This window comes from Sorangium sp. So ce363, from assembly GCF_051520435.1.
In the GTDB taxonomy this organism is placed as follows: domain Bacteria; phylum Myxococcota_A; class Polyangia; order Polyangiales; family Polyangiaceae; genus Sorangium; species Sorangium cellulosum_B.
On record NZ_CP150333.1, the window covers coordinates 11,052,089 to 11,068,619 of the forward strand.

At 72.0% G+C, this 16,531-nt stretch carries 15 protein-coding genes; 9 read left to right on the top strand and 6 right to left on the bottom strand.

Features of this window, described 5'->3' with window-relative positions; all coding sequences use genetic code 11:
* Window positions 1-29 precede the first annotated feature (29 nt).
* From WMF12_RS41625 to WMF12_RS41635, 3 genes are all read right to left on the bottom strand, one after another.
* A complete protein-coding gene (locus WMF12_RS41625; RefSeq protein WP_437854204.1) occupies window positions 30-3,080 on the bottom strand; it encodes a BamA/TamA family outer membrane protein in 3,051 nt (1,016 codons plus the stop codon).
* 24 nt (window positions 3,081-3,104) lie between these two features.
* Window positions 3,105-4,136 carry a hypothetical protein gene (locus WMF12_RS41630; protein WP_437854206.1) on the bottom strand — a complete coding sequence of 344 codons (1,032 nt, stop codon included), beginning with the start codon at window positions 4,134-4,136 and terminating at the stop codon, window positions 3,105-3,107.
* A gap of 205 nt (window positions 4,137-4,341) precedes the next feature.
* Window positions 4,342-5,190: a methionyl-tRNA formyltransferase gene (locus WMF12_RS41635; RefSeq protein WP_437854208.1), complete on the bottom strand. Its 849-nt coding sequence runs from the start codon at window positions 5,188-5,190 to the stop codon at window positions 4,342-4,344.
* Window positions 5,191-5,294: 104 nt separating this feature from the next.
* Here WMF12_RS41635 and WMF12_RS41640 point away from each other — a divergent pair, with 104 nt between their 5' ends.
* The 9 genes from WMF12_RS41640 to WMF12_RS41680 all read left to right on the top strand — a co-directional run bounded on the left by WMF12_RS41640 (window position 5,295) and on the right by WMF12_RS41680 (window position 12,069).
* Window positions 5,295-6,113 carry a cell division ATP-binding protein FtsE gene (locus tag WMF12_RS41640; RefSeq protein WP_437854210.1) on the top strand — a complete coding sequence of 273 codons (819 nt, stop codon included), beginning with the start codon at window positions 5,295-5,297 and terminating at the stop codon, window positions 6,111-6,113.
* A gap of 41 nt (window positions 6,114-6,154) precedes the next feature.
* Complete coding sequence (locus WMF12_RS41645) at window positions 6,155-7,048, top strand: cell division protein FtsX (RefSeq protein WP_437854212.1); 894 nt, start codon at window positions 6,155-6,157, stop codon at window positions 7,046-7,048.
* Window positions 7,045-8,061, top strand: a complete 1,017-nt coding sequence (locus WMF12_RS41650; RefSeq protein WP_437854214.1) for a murein hydrolase activator EnvC family protein — start codon at window positions 7,045-7,047, stop codon at window positions 8,059-8,061. Before WMF12_RS41645 ends, WMF12_RS41650 begins: the two co-directional genes overlap by 4 nt.
* Window positions 8,062-8,131: 70 nt before the next feature.
* Window positions 8,132-8,905, top strand: coding sequence for a ribonuclease PH (rph, locus tag WMF12_RS41655; protein WP_437527822.1), 774 nt, complete (start codon window positions 8,132-8,134; stop codon window positions 8,903-8,905).
* Entirely contained in the window at window positions 8,902-9,525 is a 624-nt protein-coding gene (gene rdgB, locus WMF12_RS41660) for an RdgB/HAM1 family non-canonical purine NTP pyrophosphatase (RefSeq protein WP_437854216.1), read from the top strand. The genes rph and rdgB overlap by 4 nt, the downstream gene beginning before the upstream one ends.
* A gap of 125 nt (window positions 9,526-9,650) precedes the next feature.
* The gene (locus tag WMF12_RS41665) at window positions 9,651-10,019 is read left to right on the top strand and encodes an AtpZ/AtpI family protein (RefSeq protein WP_437854218.1); all 369 of its coding nucleotides are present in this window, start codon (window positions 9,651-9,653) and stop codon (window positions 10,017-10,019) included.
* On the top strand, window positions 10,009-10,473 hold the full coding sequence (locus tag WMF12_RS41670; protein WP_437742286.1) for an ATP synthase subunit I: 465 nt from the start codon (window positions 10,009-10,011) through the stop codon (window positions 10,471-10,473). Before WMF12_RS41665 ends, WMF12_RS41670 begins: the two co-directional genes overlap by 11 nt.
* 200 nt (window positions 10,474-10,673) lie before the next feature.
* Window positions 10,674-11,441: a F0F1 ATP synthase subunit A gene (atpB, locus tag WMF12_RS41675; protein WP_437854220.1), complete on the top strand. Its 768-nt coding sequence runs from the start codon at window positions 10,674-10,676 to the stop codon at window positions 11,439-11,441.
* Between the two features lie 289 nt (window positions 11,442-11,730).
* Window positions 11,731-12,069: an ATP synthase F0 subunit C gene (locus WMF12_RS41680; protein WP_012240589.1), complete on the top strand. Its 339-nt coding sequence runs from the start codon at window positions 11,731-11,733 to the stop codon at window positions 12,067-12,069.
* An 85-nt stretch (window positions 12,070-12,154) separates the two neighbouring features.
* Here WMF12_RS41680 and WMF12_RS41685 read toward each other — a convergent pair whose 3' ends face one another.
* The 3 genes from WMF12_RS41685 to WMF12_RS41695 all read right to left on the bottom strand — a co-directional run bounded on the left by WMF12_RS41685 (window position 12,155) and on the right by WMF12_RS41695 (window position 16,463).
* Window positions 12,155-13,513: a L,D-transpeptidase gene (locus tag WMF12_RS41685; protein ID WP_437854222.1), complete on the bottom strand. Its 1,359-nt coding sequence runs from the start codon at window positions 13,511-13,513 to the stop codon at window positions 12,155-12,157.
* Window positions 13,514-13,585: 72 nt separating this feature from the next.
* Window positions 13,586-14,731 (bottom strand): FHA domain-containing protein, encoded by a 1,146-nt coding sequence (locus WMF12_RS41690; RefSeq protein WP_437742289.1) that lies wholly within the window; start codon window positions 14,729-14,731, stop codon window positions 13,586-13,588.
* A gap of 118 nt (window positions 14,732-14,849) precedes the next feature.
* Window positions 14,850-16,463, bottom strand: coding sequence for a hypothetical protein (locus WMF12_RS41695; protein WP_437742290.1), 1,614 nt, complete (start codon window positions 16,461-16,463; stop codon window positions 14,850-14,852).
* Window positions 16,464-16,531 lie beyond the last annotated feature (68 nt).

The following is a 16,531-nucleotide window of genomic DNA, read 5'->3' on the forward strand; positions in this document are numbered from 1 at the left end:
GGGCAAAATTTCCAGCAGGCGCGCGGCGCTCAGAACGAGTTCGTCGCGACGAAGTAGAACTGACCGCCGGGGATCGCGAGATCGCTCAGGCCATGGGCGTACCCGAAGCGCAGCTGCGAGGAGAGGACGTACCCGATGCTCAAGCTCAGCCACAGCTCGCCGCCGACCGAGGCGTGCAGCTGGGGCGAGTAGAGCAGGCTCTTCTGCGTGAAGAGGGCGAGGTCGTCCATCTCGAAGCGGTTGAATGCGCCGCCGTGGTCGAGGAAGAGGCTCGCGTCGATCCGGCGCAGGTAGATCGGCAGCGTCACGAGGCCGCGGTCAGGTTGCAGGACGGGCACGCGGTACTCGAACGTCTGCGAGAAATAGGAGCGGCCGAACATCGCGCCCGGCGCGTAGCCACGGAGCGTGAACGCGCTATTCGTGACCCCGGTGAGCAATGTGTCGACGAGGGTGAGGTTCTCGAGATCGTACCCGCCCACGCCATAGCTGGCGCCCCGGGGGAAGTTGCCGCCAGACACCGCCCCGGCGACGCGAAACGCGAGGGTGTGATCGCCTGACCAGGGCATGGCGACGTAGGCGGTGAGGCCCGTCGAGAACGCGTAGGTCGTATAGCTGCTGCCCGTCTCCGGGCCGGCGTAATCGAGCCCAGCGCTCAGCGACACCCCGCGCGGCGCGCCGGCGGCGTCGAGCGAGCCCTCGGCGTTCGAGAATGCGTAGCCGAGGTGCGCGAGGTTCAGCGTGCCCCGCGGCGGGAGGATGGTCCGGGGCGCGTACGGGTCGAGCTTGTCGCCGATGGGGAGCTGCCCCTTGAACGCGGCGCTGCCGAACGACGCGCTCAGGGTATGCCGCGAGAACTCGCCGCGGATCGGATAGCTGATGCCCGCGGAGATCCCGATCGTTCGCTCGTCGTAGACGACGTTTCGGCCGTTGAGGCGGTAGCCGCCGCGCGGCGAGATGTTGTGGTACGCGCGGACGCCGAGGTCGACAGGCAGCCGGCCGTAGTTGTACCCGAGCAGGACGTTCGGGGCCGGCGCGTCCGGCTGCACGGTGAGCTCGCCGAAGATCGTGTGGCGACCGACGATGTCGGTGCCGGTCACGCTCACCGTGAGCGCGTTCGAGCCATAGCTCCCGGGCGCGTAGTCGAGCGTGATCGCGCGCGGCGCGAGCGTGGGAAGCGGGTTGTAAGGGACGCGCTCGAGCCGCACCGCCGAAGGCTCGGTGGCGGGATCGGGGCGATCGCCCGGGGGCGGCGGCGCCGGGAGGAAGCGCGTCGGATCGAGCGGCATGGCGAAGAGGTCGTGGCCTCGAGAGGTATATCCAACATAGACAAGCGTCTTGCCATCGGGGCTGATCGCCGGGTGCAAGGCGCCGAGTCTCACGTTCGTGACCTGGCGCAACGCGCCGGACGAGACGTCGTGGGCGTAGACGTTGTGGATGCCGGTGCGATCGGAGGTGAAATAGAGCGTCTCGCCGTCGGGCGACCAGACGGGGCTCATGTCGGTCGCGCGATCGCGGGTCACCTGTCGGAAGCTGCCGGTGGCGACGTCCACCACGCGGATGTCGCGATAGCCGCCCGCGGTCCAGACGCTGTACGCGAGGCGCTTGCCGTCGGGCGAGAACGACGGGGAGTAGGCCTGCTCGAAGCGGGCGCTCGGGACGAGATCGCGCCGCTCGGACAGGGCGCCATCCCTGGAGAGCCGCGCGATCTCCAGGTAGCGGGTGCCCTTGCTGTTGAGGGAGAAGGCGACGAGATCTCCGGTCGGGCTGACGTCCGGGGCCGAGGATCGGAGGCCGTGCGTCAACCGGCGCCGCCAGGGCTCGTCGCCGTCGGGCGCCGCCTCGCCGCGCGGGAGCAAGACCAGATCGTTTCGGTAGTAGTGGTTGCGCCACGGCAGGAGCGCCGTGAAGATCAGGTCACCTGCCGGCGTGAACGCCGGTCGCGAGGGCGCGTTGGTGCGCGCGACCAGCGCTTCGTGGCGCTCGCTCCCGGGCGCGGGCGCGGCGAGGGGGACGCGGTAGATACCGGGGCGCTCCCCGCCGTCGTCGCGGAAGTAGACGATCTCGTCTGCAGCGGTCCGGCGCGCGGCGGGCGGGACGAACCGCGGGTAGAGCACGGTGCGCCCGTGGTAGGTGAGCCGCGCGCCCTCGCGGAGCCCGCGCGCCTCGACGGCCGCCATCTGCTCTCTGTAGAGCCGGCGGAGGTGGTCCTTCCAGCCCTCGTACAGCTCGACGTAGGTCCTGCCGGTCACGCGGCGGATGGCGCGGTTGATCCCCCACGGGAGGAGCGACGCCCCGTAGTCGGCGGAGACGGCGCGCATCGTGTTGGGCCCGTAGACGTCGATGATCCAGCCCAGGAACCTCGATCCGTAGAGATACCAGAGGTTCCCTTGAGGCCAGCGGAACGCGGAGCTCGAGATCTGATCGAGCCCCGCGATGTTGTCCTCGAGCACGTCGGCGCGCAGGTACATGTCGAACATGCTCGAGCGCATCCGGCCACCACTCGAGTGGTGGCTCTCGCTCACCACGGCGAGCCCCTCGATGATCCACCGCGGCTGCACCTGGTTCGGCGAGAACGTCTTGCCCACGATCGCGTTCAGGATCGCCGGGATCCCCGAGGTGTTATCGATGTGCGCGATGTGCGTGAACTCGTGCGTGAGGAGATCGAGGTACCAGTCGTCGTAGTCGCCGAGCGTCGACAGGTCGTCCGGACCGGATGCGAGGAGGTGGATCGAGTTGAAGGGGAGCGTGCCGGCCGACCCGTTCGCTATCTCGGAGTCGTCGGTGATCAGGATCTCCGTGCGGCCCTTCGGGGCGTAGCCGAGCGCATCCTCGACGCGCCCGTAGATCGTCTCGGCGAGCGAGGCGATGCGCGCCGCGATGGGCTCGAGGCCCTGCGGATGGTGCACGCGGAAGTGGGCGGTCTCGAACGTCCAGAAGGCGAGATCGGGATCGCCCGTCGCCCGGGCCGGCCGCGGCGCGAGGAGCAGCAGCGCCGCGAGGGCGACGGCGGAGAGGACGGACGCTGCGCGGTGGAGCGGCCGGCTCGCTCGCGAGCCGGCGCGCGCGGGAGAAGAGTTCACCACGATCGAGGCGGCGTGGCGACCTCAGAGGTCGTCGTAGAAGAGCGGCTCCCTGTTGCGCGTGAACCGGGACACGAGCTGCCGGCCCTCCGCCGAGATCTGCGTGATCCGGGCGCCGAAGCCTGGCTCGGCCGAGTCCCTCGAGCCGCCTGCCTCGCGCGTCCACCGGACCGCGGCCTGCGCGGTGAACTCGTAGTTGCCAGGCAGGCGGACACGCAGGGTCACGACGGAGCCCGTCGGCGGGATCTTGTAGGTCGCGACGAAGATGCCCCCGTGCTCGATGACGTCGTTGCCTGCCAGTCCCTTGTAAAAATTCGACGGTGTCAGAGCGCCGAGCTCGACATCGACGACCGCCGCGTGCATGCGGTGGTCGACGGGCTGCGGCACGGCCTGGGGCGGCGGCGCGCCGCGTGGGTCCGCAACCGGGTGCGACGCGGCGGGGTAAGCGGGCGAGGGGGGCGCCGGCGCACGCCCCGGCTGCTGCGGCGAAGGGAGCGTGTGCTGGAGGGGCGCAGACACGGCCACCGCGGGCACAGGCGCGAACGGCGCTGGCGCGGCCACCGCTGCAGGTGCAGGCGCGAACGGCGCTGGCGCGGGCACAGGCGCAACCGGCGCTGGCGCGGCCACCGCTACAGGCGCTGGCGCTACCGGCGCTGGCGCGGCCACCGCTACGGGCGCACGCGCAACCGGCGCTGGCGCGGCCACCGCTACGGGCGCTGGCGCTACCGGCGCTGGCGCGGCCACCGCTACGGGCGCAGGCGCTACCGGCGCTGGCGCGGCCGCCGCTACGGGCGCACGCGCCTGCGCGGAGGCGCCAGCGACCTGCGCCCTGCTCAGCGCGTTGACCTTGCTCAGCGAGGAGGCGACGTGCTCCATCAGCACGTCCACCACCGGATCGGCCGCGGTGATCCTCTGCAGACGGTTCAGGACGTCACGCACATGGCCGAGCGCGATCTCGCTGCCATCGAGGGCCTGACCCCCGGAGCGCTCGATGCGGTGCATGATGCCCATCGCCTGCGCTATCGGCTCGGCGAGCGCCTCGATCTCAGGCGACACCCCCCCGTTCGATTGGAGCGCATTGAGCGCCGCGGCGAGCAGTTCGCGGGCGCTTTTCGCAAGCTGCGCGGGTTCCGACATGAATCCTCCGAAGGGCGCATCCTACGCGGTCGCGCGCCCATAGGTTCAGGATTCGATGGCCGCGAGCCGGCCAGGCGGCCCCGCCGGCGACGCGGCCGGCCGCCAAGCGCCCCCCTGCCGGCGGTCACCCGCGCGACGCCCCCGACGCCACGAGGGCCGCGAGCTCACCCACCGACGCCGGCTCTCCGTCGATCTCCCCCTCCAGCAGCGCGACGGCCGTGTCGCCGGTCCGCACCAGGACCATCCCGCCCTCGACCACCGCCTCGCCGGGCGCAAGCGCTTCGGGGAAGCTCGCCGCCGGCGCGGCCCGCAGGACGATGACGCAGGCGCCCTCGATCTCGGTCCACGCGCCCGGAGCCGGCGCGAGGGCGCGGACGTGCCGGAGGACGCGCTCCGTCGGCCAGGACCAGCAGATGGCGCACGCCTCGTCGTCCGGCGCAGGTGCCTGCGTCGCGAGCGCCGGATCCTGGGCGACGCCCGCCACCTCCTCGCCGCGCGCGAACCGGTCGACCGTGCGCCGCAGGACCCGGAGGCTCGGCCGGTCGAGCGCCCGGGCGAGCTGCCACGCGGTCCACCCCGGATCGATGGGGAGCCTCTCCTGTTCCAGGATGTCGCCGGTGTCGTACTCCGCCTCGATCCGGTGCGCCGTGACGCCGCTCTCGGCGTCCCCCGAGGCGATCGCCCAGTACGTGGGGTCCGGCCCGCGATGACGAGGGAGCAGCGAGGGGTGCACGCCGATCCCGCCGAACCGCGCCGCCCTCACGAGCGACATCGGCAAGCGCGTGGTCCAGAACCAGCTCACCAGGAGATCGGGCGCGAGCGCCTCGATGCGCGACGCGAGCTCCGGGCGCTCGACGTCGGGACGCAGCAGGAGGCGCGAGCCGAAGAGCCGGCGGGCCCGGCGGAGCCCCACCGCGTCGGCGCGGCTGATCGCGGCGAGGGCGATGTCGTGACCGTCGCCGTGGAGCAGCAACGCCGCCAGCGGGAGGCCGAAAAAGGCGACCCGCAGAGGGCGCTCGCCCGAGCGTCGGCCGAAAAGTTTTCCGTGTGCGAGCAGGCTGATAGGTGAAGGCTCCGATGGCGGCGCCCCCTCTGCAAGGCTCATTTCGTCCGGCGCTCCGGCCCGGCCACCGCTACGACGCGTCCGCCGCGCGCCGGCCGATCCTCGTCTTCGAGGACGTCTACAAGTCGTACCGCGCCGATCAGCCGGTGCTGCGCGGGATGTCGCTCTCGATCGAGCGCGGCGAGTTCGTGTTCATCACGGGCCCGAGCGGCTCGGGCAAGAGCACGCTCCTCCGGCTCGTGCACCGCACCGAGCGCGTCGACGACGGCCGGATCCTCTTCCTCGGCCGGGACATCGCGCGCCTGACCGACGCGTCGATCCCCGCGCTCCGGCGCAACATCGGCTTCGTCTTCCAGGATTTCAAGCTGGTCCCGAGCTGGACCGTGTTCGACAACGTGGCCATCGCGCTGGAGGTGCTCGGCCTCCCGTCGCGCCTGCTCCGGACCCGGGTCGGCGAGGCGCTCGAGCGCGTCGGCCTGGCGGGGCGCGGCGGCGACCGAGCGCAGGTGCTGAGCGGCGGCGAGCAGCAGCGCGTCTCGATCGCGCGGGCGATCGTCGGAGAGCCGACGCTGATCCTCGCGGACGAGCCGACCGGCAACCTCGACCCGCAGCTCGCGATCGATCTGCTCGGCCTGTTCGAGGACATCCACGAGACCGGCACGACCGTCCTGTTCGCGACGCACGATCGGACGCTGCTCGACGTGCGCCCCCGGCGCGTGGTCGTGCTCGACGACGGGAAGGCGACCGACGTACCGCACGGCCTCGGGTCCGGCGGCGAGCTCGCGGACGGCGACGAGGACGAGATGGATAGCGGCGTGCGCGGCGCGGCGTAGCGCCGAGGGCTCCGCCTCACGAGACGGATAGAGGGAACCGGATGCAGACCAGCGAGCGTGACGATCGGCGGAGATGGCTTCGCACCTGGCGGGCAGGGAGGAGCGATTGGCGGCTGCAGGCGCTGTCGATCTTCTCGCTCGCGGTCGCGTTCGTCTGCCTCGCGTCGGCCCTCCTCGTGGTCACGAACCTCGTGGCGGTGCGCGATCGCTGGTCGCGCGCCGGCCGCGCCACGGTCTACCTGCGCGACAGCGCGACCGAGGCGCAGACCGCAGAGCTCACCCGCGCGCTCGAGGGCACCGAGGGCGTCAAGAAGGTGCGGCTCGTGACGAGCGCCGAGGCGCGCCGCGAGGTGGTGCACGACGACGGCGACAAGGCCCTCGCCGCGCTTCCGCCGAGCGCGTTCCCCGCGTCGCTCGAGGTCGGCTTCACCGAGGAGGTCTCCGACGAGGCGCTCGCCTCGATGACGGTGAAGCTGCGCGCCCTGCCGGCCGTGGACACGGTGGAGACGTACCAGCGCTGGACGGAGCGGCTGTCGTCCCTCCTCAGCGGCGGCGTCGCCGCGAGCGCGTGCCTCGCCGCGATCGTCCTCTGCGCCGTCGTGAGCGTCATCGGCTCGACGATGCGCCTGCTCTTGCATCGCCGGAAGATCGAGGTCGAGGTGCTGAAGCTGGTCGGCGCGACCGACGGCTTCGTGCGCCGGCCGTTCATCGTCGAGGGCGCCACGCAGGGCGCCGCCGGCGCGGCCGGCGCGCTGCTCGTGCTGGGCGCCCTGTTCATGATGGTGCGCGGCCGCTTCGATCACGAGCTCGCCAACCTGCTCGGCGTCTCGCCGTCGTTCCTGCCGTGGGAGGTCGCGTTCGGGATGGTCACCCTCGGGGCCGCGCTCGGCGCCACGACCGCGCTGCTCACGCTGCGCAAGATGGTGGCCGTGTGAGGCGCCGCGCCCGGCTCGCGCCGCTCGCGCTGGCGCTCCTCACCGGCGCCGCGACGAGCGGCGCCGAGGTGCCGGCGCCGGGCGCCCCGGCGCCCACGTCCGCCTGGGCGGCCAGGGCCCCGGCCCCGGCGGCGCGCCCGGGCTCCGCGCTGGCCGAGAACGATCTCGATCGCCTGCTCGCGAAGCTCGACGCCGAGGAGAAGGCGCTGCGCGCGGAGCTCGACGCGATCGGCCCCGCGCTGGAGCTCACCCGCCGCCGGATGATCGCGCGCGGGCGCGCGTACTACCGCCACGTCCGCGCCGGCTTCCTCCCGGTGGGCGGCGGGTTCGACGCGCTGGTGGACCACGCCGCCCGCGTGGAGCGCACCCGGCTCGCCCTCGAGCGCGACCTCGCCCGCGAGGCGGAGCTGACCCGGCGCAGCGCCGAGCTCGCGGACCGGCTCACGCACCTCGGAGCGGAGCGCGCGCCCCTCGAGGTGCACCGCGAGGCGATGAACCGCGCCCGGGTCGCGCTGGCCCAGGAGGAGGAGCGCCGCGCCGCGTTCTCGCGCGCGTTCGAGACGAGCGTGCGCCCCGACTACCTCGCGATCTACGGCGCGGACACCGGGCCCGCCGAGCTCGATCGCCGCGCCGGCTTCCGCTCGCTCATGGGGCGGCTCCCCTTCCCGATCGCCGGCCGCGCGGAGGTGCGCAAGGTGTCGCGCCGCGGCGCCGGCGGCCCTGGCGTCGAGCTCACCGCGCTGGACGGAGCGCCGGTCCGCAGCGTGGCCGCGGGGCGGGTGGCCTTCGCCGACACGTACGCGGACTACGGGCTCACCGTGATCGTCGATCACGGCGAGCGGCTCTACTCGGTGTACGCGAACCTCGGCGCCGCGGACGTGCGCGCCGGCGATCAGCTCCCGGGCGGGGCGCGGGTGGGCACGGTCGCGAGCGGACCGAACGGCGCGAACCTCTACTTCGAGCTGAGGCGCGGCGCCGAGGTGATCGACCCGGGTCCCTGGTTCGGGATGTAGCGGCGCGAGGCCGCCGCGCGCCGCCGCGAGGCGAGCCCGCGCGACGCGCGAAGTGTGCTAAGGCGGCCCCGTGAATCGCCCTGACGGCCGCGCCCTCGATGTCCACCGCCCCGTGGAGATGATCCTCGGGTTCCACCGCAACGCAGAGGGATCCGTCCTCTACCGCGCCGGGAGGACGGTCGTGCTCTGCACGGCGTCGGTCGAGCCCACCGTGCCCGCCTGGATGATGGGCAAGGGCGCGGGCTGGCTCACGGCCGAGTACCAGATGCACCCGCGATCGAGCCCAGCCCGCAGGGAGCCGCGCGACGGGCGGGGCAAGGCCCCGAGCGGGCGCACGCAGGAGATCCAGCGGCTCATCGGCCGCGCGCTCCGGGCGGCGATCGATCTCAAGCAGCTCGGCGAGCAGACGATCGCGATCGACTGCGACGTCCTCGAGGCGGACGGGGGCACGAGGACCGCGTCGATCACCGCCGGCTTCGTGGCGCTCGCGCTGGCGCTCGACCGGATGCGCGCGGCCGGATCGCTCGAGGCGCCGGTGCTCCGCGATCAGGTCGCGGCGATCAGCGTGGGCCACCTCCCGGGCGGGCTCGCGCTCGACCTCGTCTACACCGAGGACAGCTCGGCGCGCGTCGACATGAACGTCGTGGCGACGGCGGTCGGCTCGATCGTCGAGGTCCAGGCGACGGCCGAGGACGAGGCCATCCCCCGGGCGGAGCTCGATCGCATGACCGACCTCGCGCTCGCGGGCGTGGCGTCGCTCGCGAGCGCGCAGCACCGGGCGCTGTCGAGCGCCGGCGTCGACCTCTCCGCGCTCTTCCAGACGGATCGCTGGAGGGTCGCGTGAGCCGAGAGCCGCTGCGCCTGCTCGCCGCGACCTCCAACCGAGGAAAGCTCGTGGAGCTGCGCTCGCTGCTCTCCGACCTCCCGATCGAGGTGCTCTCGCTGGCGGATGTGCTGCCGGCCGCGCCGCCGGTGGTCGAGGACGGCGCGACGTTCCTGGACAACGCGCTCCTCAAGGTGCGCGCCGGGGCGCTCCGGTCGGCGATGGTGACGCTCGCCGAGGACTCGGGGATCGAGGTGGACGCGCTCGACGGACGACCGGGCGTCCGGTCCGCCCGCTTCGCGAGGGAGGGCGCGACCGACGCGGAGAACAACGAGGCCCTGCTCGCGGCGCTCGCGGACGTCGCGGACGACCGGCGCCGAGCGCGCTTCCGCTGCGTGATGGTGCTGCTCGATCCGCGGTCCGAGGCGCAGCCCGTCGTGACCGAAGGGCGCTGCGAGGGGTGGATCGGCAGGCAGCCCAGGGGCGCGGGCGGCTTCGGATATGATCCGCTGTTCGTCGTGGAGGGCTACGGACGGACGATGGCCGAGCTCGGCGAGACCGAGAAGAACCTCGTGAGCCACCGCGGCAAGGCCGCGCGGGAGATGCGTTCCTCGCTCGAGGCGCTGGTCGCGCGACGGTAGGACGACAGGCGGTGCGCGGTGGGTGCCGATCGAGCGGCGACGCCGGACGGCGGTTGACCCCGTCCGGGACCGCTTGTAATCGCGACCGGAGGCACCCACGTACTGCCCGGTGATCGGATCCCCTGATGAAGCAGGACTGGAAGGCCGTCGGAAGCTACGGGACCGTCGGTCTCGAGGTGGTGCTGTGCATCCTGGTCGGCCTGTTCATCGGCCGCTGGCTCGACGGGAAGCTCGGGACCGATCCGTACCTTTCGGTGCTCTGGTTCTTCTTCGGGGTCGGCGCCGCCGGCAAGGCGGTCTTCCGGGCGTGGAAGGAAATGCAAGCCGTGGCCGAGCGCGAGGAGCGCGAGCAGGGGAACCCTGCGCCGAGGTTCGACGACCGGAAGGCGCGGCAGGACGAGCGCGCGCCGGACGACGACCGCCGGACAGACTCGAGCGACGAGGTCCGCGATCCCGACGGGCTGCAGGACGCGAAGGGGAACGATGAGCGCTGAGCGAAGGCCGGGGGCGCCCGGCAGCGATCCGCCGCACGAGGAGCCCGACGCGGAGGAGAGGCCCGGCGTCGGGGACGCCACCATGCGGTCTGTGCTCCGCTGGGTCGCCGGCACGGCCGCGGTCCTGTCCGTGGCCGCGCTGCTCGCGTACGGCGCGCGCGCGGCGCTCGGCGTGTGCATCGGAGGCGCCATCGCGACGGTGAACCTGTACGTCTTCGCGCGCATCGTCGACGCGTTCCTCTCGCGCCGGGGCCACACGGTGTCGTGGACGCTGATCGCGATGATCAAGCTGCTCGGCCTGATGGGCGGCGTGTGGCTCCTCCTGAAGAGCGACGTGGTCTCGGGCGTCGCCTTGATGGTCGGCTACGCCTCGCTCGTCGTCGGCATCACCCTGGGGACGCTGTTCGGACCGAAGCCCCCGGCGGACGGAAGCCCGCCGGGCGCTCACGGCTGAGCTCCTGCCGGAACCGGCCTCCGGGAGCGACCCGCGCGGCGTGAGGAGACTTGGAGCGCTGCAGGGTGCCCACCGTAAACGAGTTGTGGTAGAGGCGAGGCCCCTCGATCGAGGGCGAACTCCCACAAGGAGCGCCAGCGCTCGCGGCCGTGCCGGCACAGCCGCGCGGCTGCCGGCGCGGCGCATCGACGACGAAAGCCATGCCTGAGCACACAGGGTTCCTCACGTACCTCCTGGCGCAGCTCCCCGGACTCCGGGAGAACGCTCGCAACATCGGCAAGACGTTCATCGGTCACCACACCGTGGACTACCGCGGGACCGAGCCGATCTTCATGAGCCTTCTGATCATGGTGCTGTTCGTGTTCCTCGCCAGCGAGGTCCGCGGCCAGTACCGGCGCCTGAACGAGTCCGTGATCCCGGAGGACAAGCTCACGCTGCGCACGTTCTTCGAGGCGTTCTTCGGCTACTTTTACGGGATGGCCCGGGACGTAATGGGGCCCGCGAACGCGAAGCGGTACTTCCCGCTCATCGGGGGCTCGGCCGCGTTCATCTTCTTCTCGAACGCGTCGGCGCTCATCCCGGGAGTGAACCCGCCGACCTCGAACCTGAACATCACGATCGGGTGCGCGGTCGTGGTGTTCGTCCTGTTCAATTACTACGGGCTGAAGGAGAACGGCTGGAGCTACCTCGCTCACCTCGCCGGGCCGAAGTGGTACCTGGCGCCGCTCATCTTCCCCATCGAGGTCATCTCCACCTGCGTCCGCCCGGTCACGCTCTCGATCCGGCTCATGCTCAACATCGGCGTAGATCACCTCGTGGCGAGCATCTTCCTGGGGCTCGTCGCGCTGTTCGTCCCGGTGCCCCTGATGTTCCTGGCGATCATCGTCATCGTCGTGCAGACGCTGGTGTTTTGCCTGCTGAGCTGCATCTACATCGGGCTCGCGACCGAGAAGGCAGACCACCACTGACCGCTTCGCCTGACCGCCTGGTCAGCCGCCCACCGGCGCCGCGGAGAATGGCGCTGGAGGTGAAGAGAAGGCTAGCCAGCCCTCGAAAATCGGATTAGAGGGGCCCCGCTGTCGATGGGTTGCCCCACAACGGTGGTGGATCGCGGAAGCGCGGCCCCTGCCGAGCAGTAGCAGAGGTCCCTGGAGCGATCCCCGGATCTCGATGGGGGACCGCCCCGCGGCCCCCGACCCAGGCAGATGTTTCGCATGCAGCCCCGCGGGCTGTGTGGCTTGAAAGGAGCAGATTCGGATGTCGCTGAAGAGCAAGCTGTCGCTGTCCGCCGTTGTCGGCACTGCGCTGGTACTGGTTCCCGCTATGGCGCTGGCGCAGGATGGCGCGGCGTCGAACAAGTACGACGCGAACTCGTGGCTCGCCGTCGCTGCCGGATTCGCGATCGGCATCGCTGCCCTCGGCGGCACCATGGGCCAGGGGCGCGCGGCAGCCGCCGCCCTGGAGGGCATCTCCCGGAACCCGGGCGCCGCTGCCCGGATCCAGACCCCGATGATCCTCGGCCTGGCGCTCATCGAGTCGCTCGTGCTCCTCTCCTGGGTCATCGCGTTCTTCCTCCAGGGCAAGATCGCCCCCTGAGCCAGCGCTCGCCGCGCCACCGGGCCCGGCTCCGCTGCTCCTTCCCGCCCCCTCCCCGCTACCCTGACGGGCCTCGCGCCTGCCGCTACCTCACGCGCACGACGGTGCCCGGCTCGTGCGCCGTGGGGAGGACGGCCGTCCAGCCGGCGGGGAGCCGGGGCGACGTCCACCAGAACAGCCGCTGCGCATCGAGCGGAGCCAGGTTCACGCAGCCATGGCTCCGCACCTGACCGAACGAGCGATGCCAGAACGCGCCGTGCAGCCCGATCCCCTTCGAGAAGTACTGGACGTAGGGGACGTCCTCCATCCGGTAGTACCGCTCGGCGGCCTCGTCCTCGAGGTTGTCCATGTCCGAGGTGAGCAGCTTGGCCCAGATCCGGAAGGTGCCGGCGGGCGTGGCGCGCTGCGACCCGGGCGCGCCCTTGCCGGTCGAGACGAGCGTCGCGAACACGGGGCGAGGTCCTTCGTAGGCCACCAGCGTCTGCGTCGAGCGCTCGACGTCGATCCAGCGCTCACCCGCCTCGACGTCGACCTCGGGCGGCGGCGCCACCGAGGGGCGCCGGAGATCGCGGGTCGAGATCCACGCCGCGACGTCGCCCTCCGCGATGCGCGCGAGCTTCCCCGAGGCGCCCTGCGCCTCCTCCAGGTAGGGGACCACCTCGAACCGCACCTTGCTCTCCTCGGTCCGCGTGAAGCCCGCCCCCGTCCGCGTGTAGAGCGGAGCCCGCTCCGACACGACCCACGCGGTCGCGATCTGCGCGGCGCCCGGCGCGACGTCCACCCCGTGGAACGCGAACGCGCGCACTGGACCGAGATCTCGCATCGGCAACCAGAAGCCGCTGTTCGTGCGGCCGTACCGGGCGCCGCCCTCGATCCGCTCCTCGACGATCGCCACCGCGAAGCCGGGCTCGAGCTGCGCGTCCGGCGCGTCGATGTCGGCCGCCTCGGCCCGCCGATAGCCGAAGGCCCCGTCGGGGCCGACGAAGTAGTAGCGGTAAGGGAGCCCATCGGGCATCTCGCGCCACGTCCGCACCAGCGGGCTGATCGGACCCGCGGCGGAGAGCTCGACGGCGTCGTCGCAGACCCAGGCCGCTGCGCCCACCTCGAGCCAGCGCCCGAGGCATCCGCCGGCGCGCCTGGCCGCAAAGAGGGGCAGCTGCACGTTGCGATCGACAGAGCCGCGCCGGCGCGCGCCCTCGCCGGGGGCGTCGAACAGCGGCTGGTCGCGCTTGAGCACGCGCGCGCTCCTGACCCACGCCGGCAGCGGCGTGTCGCCCGCGGAGACCCACGGCGGCAGCTGCGAAGCGAGGACCGCTCCGCCCCAGATCGCCACGCCTAGGCCGACCGCCGCGGCGCCGCCGCGCAGCGCGCCGCGGCGCGCTCGTCGCAGCGCGCCGCGCCGCCGTTCCTGCGAGCCGGCCTCGGCGCCTCCACGCTTCGTCATCCTGCGGCGAGATCCTAAGCCCTCGCCTGCGCTCCAGCCAAACTCCCGCCTGCGCGCCCGCGGTCGGCGGGTTCAGCGGTAGGAGAAGCGCACTTCGTGATCGCAGATCCGGAAGAGATCGCCCTCGACGATGGCCTTCCGGGCGATGCGCTGGCCGTTGTACTCGACGCCGTTCGTCGAGCCCATGTCGACCATGTAGTACTGGCCGTTCAGGAACTCGACCATGGCGTGCTGGCGCGACACGTTCGGGTCCTTGATCGTCAGGTCGCTCGACTGCTTGCCGCGCCCGATGATGAACCGATCCTTGTTCACCACGAACCGCTGCCCCGCGTAGAACGCGGCGAGCGTCGGGCCGACGGGGACCTGATTCGGCATCCCCATGGCCATCGGCGGCGGACCCGGCACGCTGCTGGAGGCCTGCGGCGGAGCGACATACGGCGGCGGCGACAGCGGAGGCGCGAGGGGCGGCGCCACCGGCGGTCCCATCGGCGAGGCGTAACCGGCGGCGTTGCTCAGCGGCGGCGGCGGCCCCGAGCGGCTCACCGAGGCGCCCGGGAGGCTCTGGCGCCCGCCGGGGTTCGTGGCCTGCGACGGGAGCGGCGGCGGCGCGCCGAGGCGCGTCACGCTGGTCGGCGGAGGCGGCGGGCCGCCGACGCGACCCGGGACGGGCGGCGGCACGGGCAGGCTGGGCCGCTTGCCGCCCGCGTTGCTGCTGCCGGGGGGCGGCGGCGGCGGCGGCGGCGCGCCCGGACGGACCTGCCCCGGAGGCGGAGGAGGCGGCGTGATCGCCGGGACTGGCGTCGGCCCTGGCCCGACGGGCGCCACGCCGTACTGCGGCGACGGCGCGCCATACGCAGGCGCCGAGGCGCCGTAGGGCATCCCGGCTGCCGGCTGCTGCTGCAAGCCTCCCAGGGGCGGCGCCGAGCCGGACGTCGCCAGCCCTGGCGGCTGGGGCGTCGCGAGGGGAGGTGGCGCGCTGGCCTGATGAGCGTGCGGGACCGCCATGTGCCCGGAGGGGGGCACCGCGTCGCCCCTGGCGGGCGGCGGAAACGGCGTGCGCGGGCTGTAGCTTCGCTGCCGCGCGTACTGCTTCATCGACTCGTTGATGAGGTAGTCGATGGAGCACTCGAGCTCGCGCGCCATCTGCTCGAACGTCTCCCAAAGGACATCGCGACACTGGAACGTCCGTGCGCTTTTCTTGTTCGGATCCGCGCTCATCTCTACCCAACGATAATGGAGGATGAATTGCGCTGGGAAGCCTCCTCCCGGCCTCTTCCCTGCAAGCAGCTGACGGCTCTGGGCCGCGCGTGACGCGCGCGGCGGACGAAGAAGCGCGTCACTTCTTCTCGCCCTTCTCGAGCTCCGGCTTCCTGTCCTGCATGGCCGGCTCGATGCAGTACTGAACGAACTCGCCGACGGTCTTCACGTCCCTGAGCTCGCGCTCGGTCGATCCCTCTTTCTGCACCTCGCACGCCCACTTGCAGTCCGGGTCGGCCTCGCAGACCGGCACGCGCGTGGTGTCGCCCTCGAGCGGCTTGACCGCCGGGAGATCGGCCGCCGTGCCGAACGTGAAGTAGTAGGCGATCGCGCTCGTCCGCACCGCCGCCGGACCCGCGGTGAAGTGCTTCTTCAGCGCCTCGACGGGCGAGCCCTCCTTCAGGTCGCCGAGCGCGGCGCCGTACGTGAGCGCCTCCGGCATGGCGAACCCCTTGCTGTCCTTGCCGTCGGGGAGCCTGCTCATGAACTCGTCGATGTGCTTCGCCGTCGACATCTTCAGGATGGTCGCGGCGGCGGCGCGGCGGATCTTCCACTTGTCGGTCTTGAAGAGGCCGTAGAGCTTCTCGACGACGAGCTCGCGCGGCATCTCGCCGACGCGGCGGAAGGCCTGGTCGAGCACCGCGTCGGGCGCGTCCGCGGTCGCGATCTCGAGGATGCGCTGGATGTCGCTCGGGTTGTTGCGATCGAGCCGGCCTTCGAGCGCGGCGAGGGCGGCCTGGCGGCGCTTCTCCGGCTGCTCCTTGTTCGCCGCGAACCCGAGGAGGAAGTCCACCGACGGCCGGCCGCCGAGCTTCTTCATCGACCCGAAGACCCGGAACAGCTCCTCCTCCTGGTACTGCGCGAGCTGCGCCTCGAACTGCTTCTCGGTCGGCGCGAGCTTCGACGCGGCGTTCGCCGCCTGGAGCTCGGGCTTCTTGACGGCGGTCCACTCGCCGGAGGTGACGAACCTGGCGATGGCGACCAGGTTCGCCGAGGCGGCCTCCTTCGTCGGCGGGTCGCCGTACTCGGCCACGAGCGACGCCAGCTGGTCGAGCCGCTTCGCCTCGCGGGTCATCAGCTTCGGCAGGCCGGCCACCGCGGCGGGGCCGATGAAGCGCAGGAGCTGCTCCATCCCGTAGGCCTGCGAGCGGTCCTCGAGCCGGTGCTCGAAGTCCGCCATCGCCCAGTCGATAAGGGCGGCCTTGAGCCCCTCCTTCAGCCCCTCGTCCGCGATGATCACGGTCCGATCCGACGTGAGCATGGCGTACGCCGCGTCCTTGTAAGGGAACGACGTGTCCTGCGGGAGCGGCTGCCCTGGCTGCGCGACGGGCGGCGGCTTCCTCAGCTCGGCGATGATCGACGGCACGAGCGCCGCCACGATCGATTGCCGGGCCTCCGGCGCCATGGTCGCGAGGGTCTCGACCATGATGCCGATGCCCACGCGCCGGCCCTGCCGCGGCTTCATGCGGATGAGCGAGGTGGCCGCCTCGACGCGGAGCGAGCTGTCGTACTTATCGTGAAACAGCACCGCCCTGAGCTTGTCCGGGCCGTGCGCCGTGGTCTCCCACCGGTGGATGTCGTTCTCGTTGACGCGGCACCCGCTCGTCGCGAGCCCTGCGCCCGCGGTCGCGAGGCACAGCAAAAGAAGGCCCGCAGCGCCGACGCGCCGCCCTGCTCGTTCGACAGTTTCCATGCACGTCCCAGGAGGGTCGGGATGGTACCGCCCGCAGCGCTCTGTTTGAAAGAATTTCAAGGCCGGGA

Coding starts and splice junctions, on each gene's coding strand:
- WMF12_RS41690 (WP_437742289.1), bottom strand. CDS start 14,731: ATGAGCGCGGATCCGAACAAGAAAAGCGCACGGACGTTCCAGTGTCGC.
- atpB (WP_437854220.1), top strand. CDS start 10,674: ATGCCTGAGCACACAGGGTTCCTCACGTACCTCCTGGCGCAGCTCCCC.
- WMF12_RS41645 (WP_437854212.1), top strand. CDS start 6,155: ATGCAGACCAGCGAGCGTGACGATCGGCGGAGATGGCTTCGCACCTGG.
- WMF12_RS41670 (WP_437742286.1), top strand. CDS start 10,009: ATGAGCGCTGAGCGAAGGCCGGGGGCGCCCGGCAGCGATCCGCCGCAC.
- WMF12_RS41680 (WP_012240589.1), top strand. CDS start 11,731: ATGTCGCTGAAGAGCAAGCTGTCGCTGTCCGCCGTTGTCGGCACTGCG.
- WMF12_RS41685 (WP_437854222.1), bottom strand. CDS start 13,513: ATGACGAAGCGTGGAGGCGCCGAGGCCGGCTCGCAGGAACGGCGGCGC.
- WMF12_RS41665 (WP_437854218.1), top strand. CDS start 9,651: ATGAAGCAGGACTGGAAGGCCGTCGGAAGCTACGGGACCGTCGGTCTC.
- WMF12_RS41695 (WP_437742290.1), bottom strand. CDS start 16,463: ATGGAAACTGTCGAACGAGCAGGGCGGCGCGTCGGCGCTGCGGGCCTT.
- WMF12_RS41640 (WP_437854210.1), top strand. CDS start 5,295: ATGGCGGCGCCCCCTCTGCAAGGCTCATTTCGTCCGGCGCTCCGGCCC.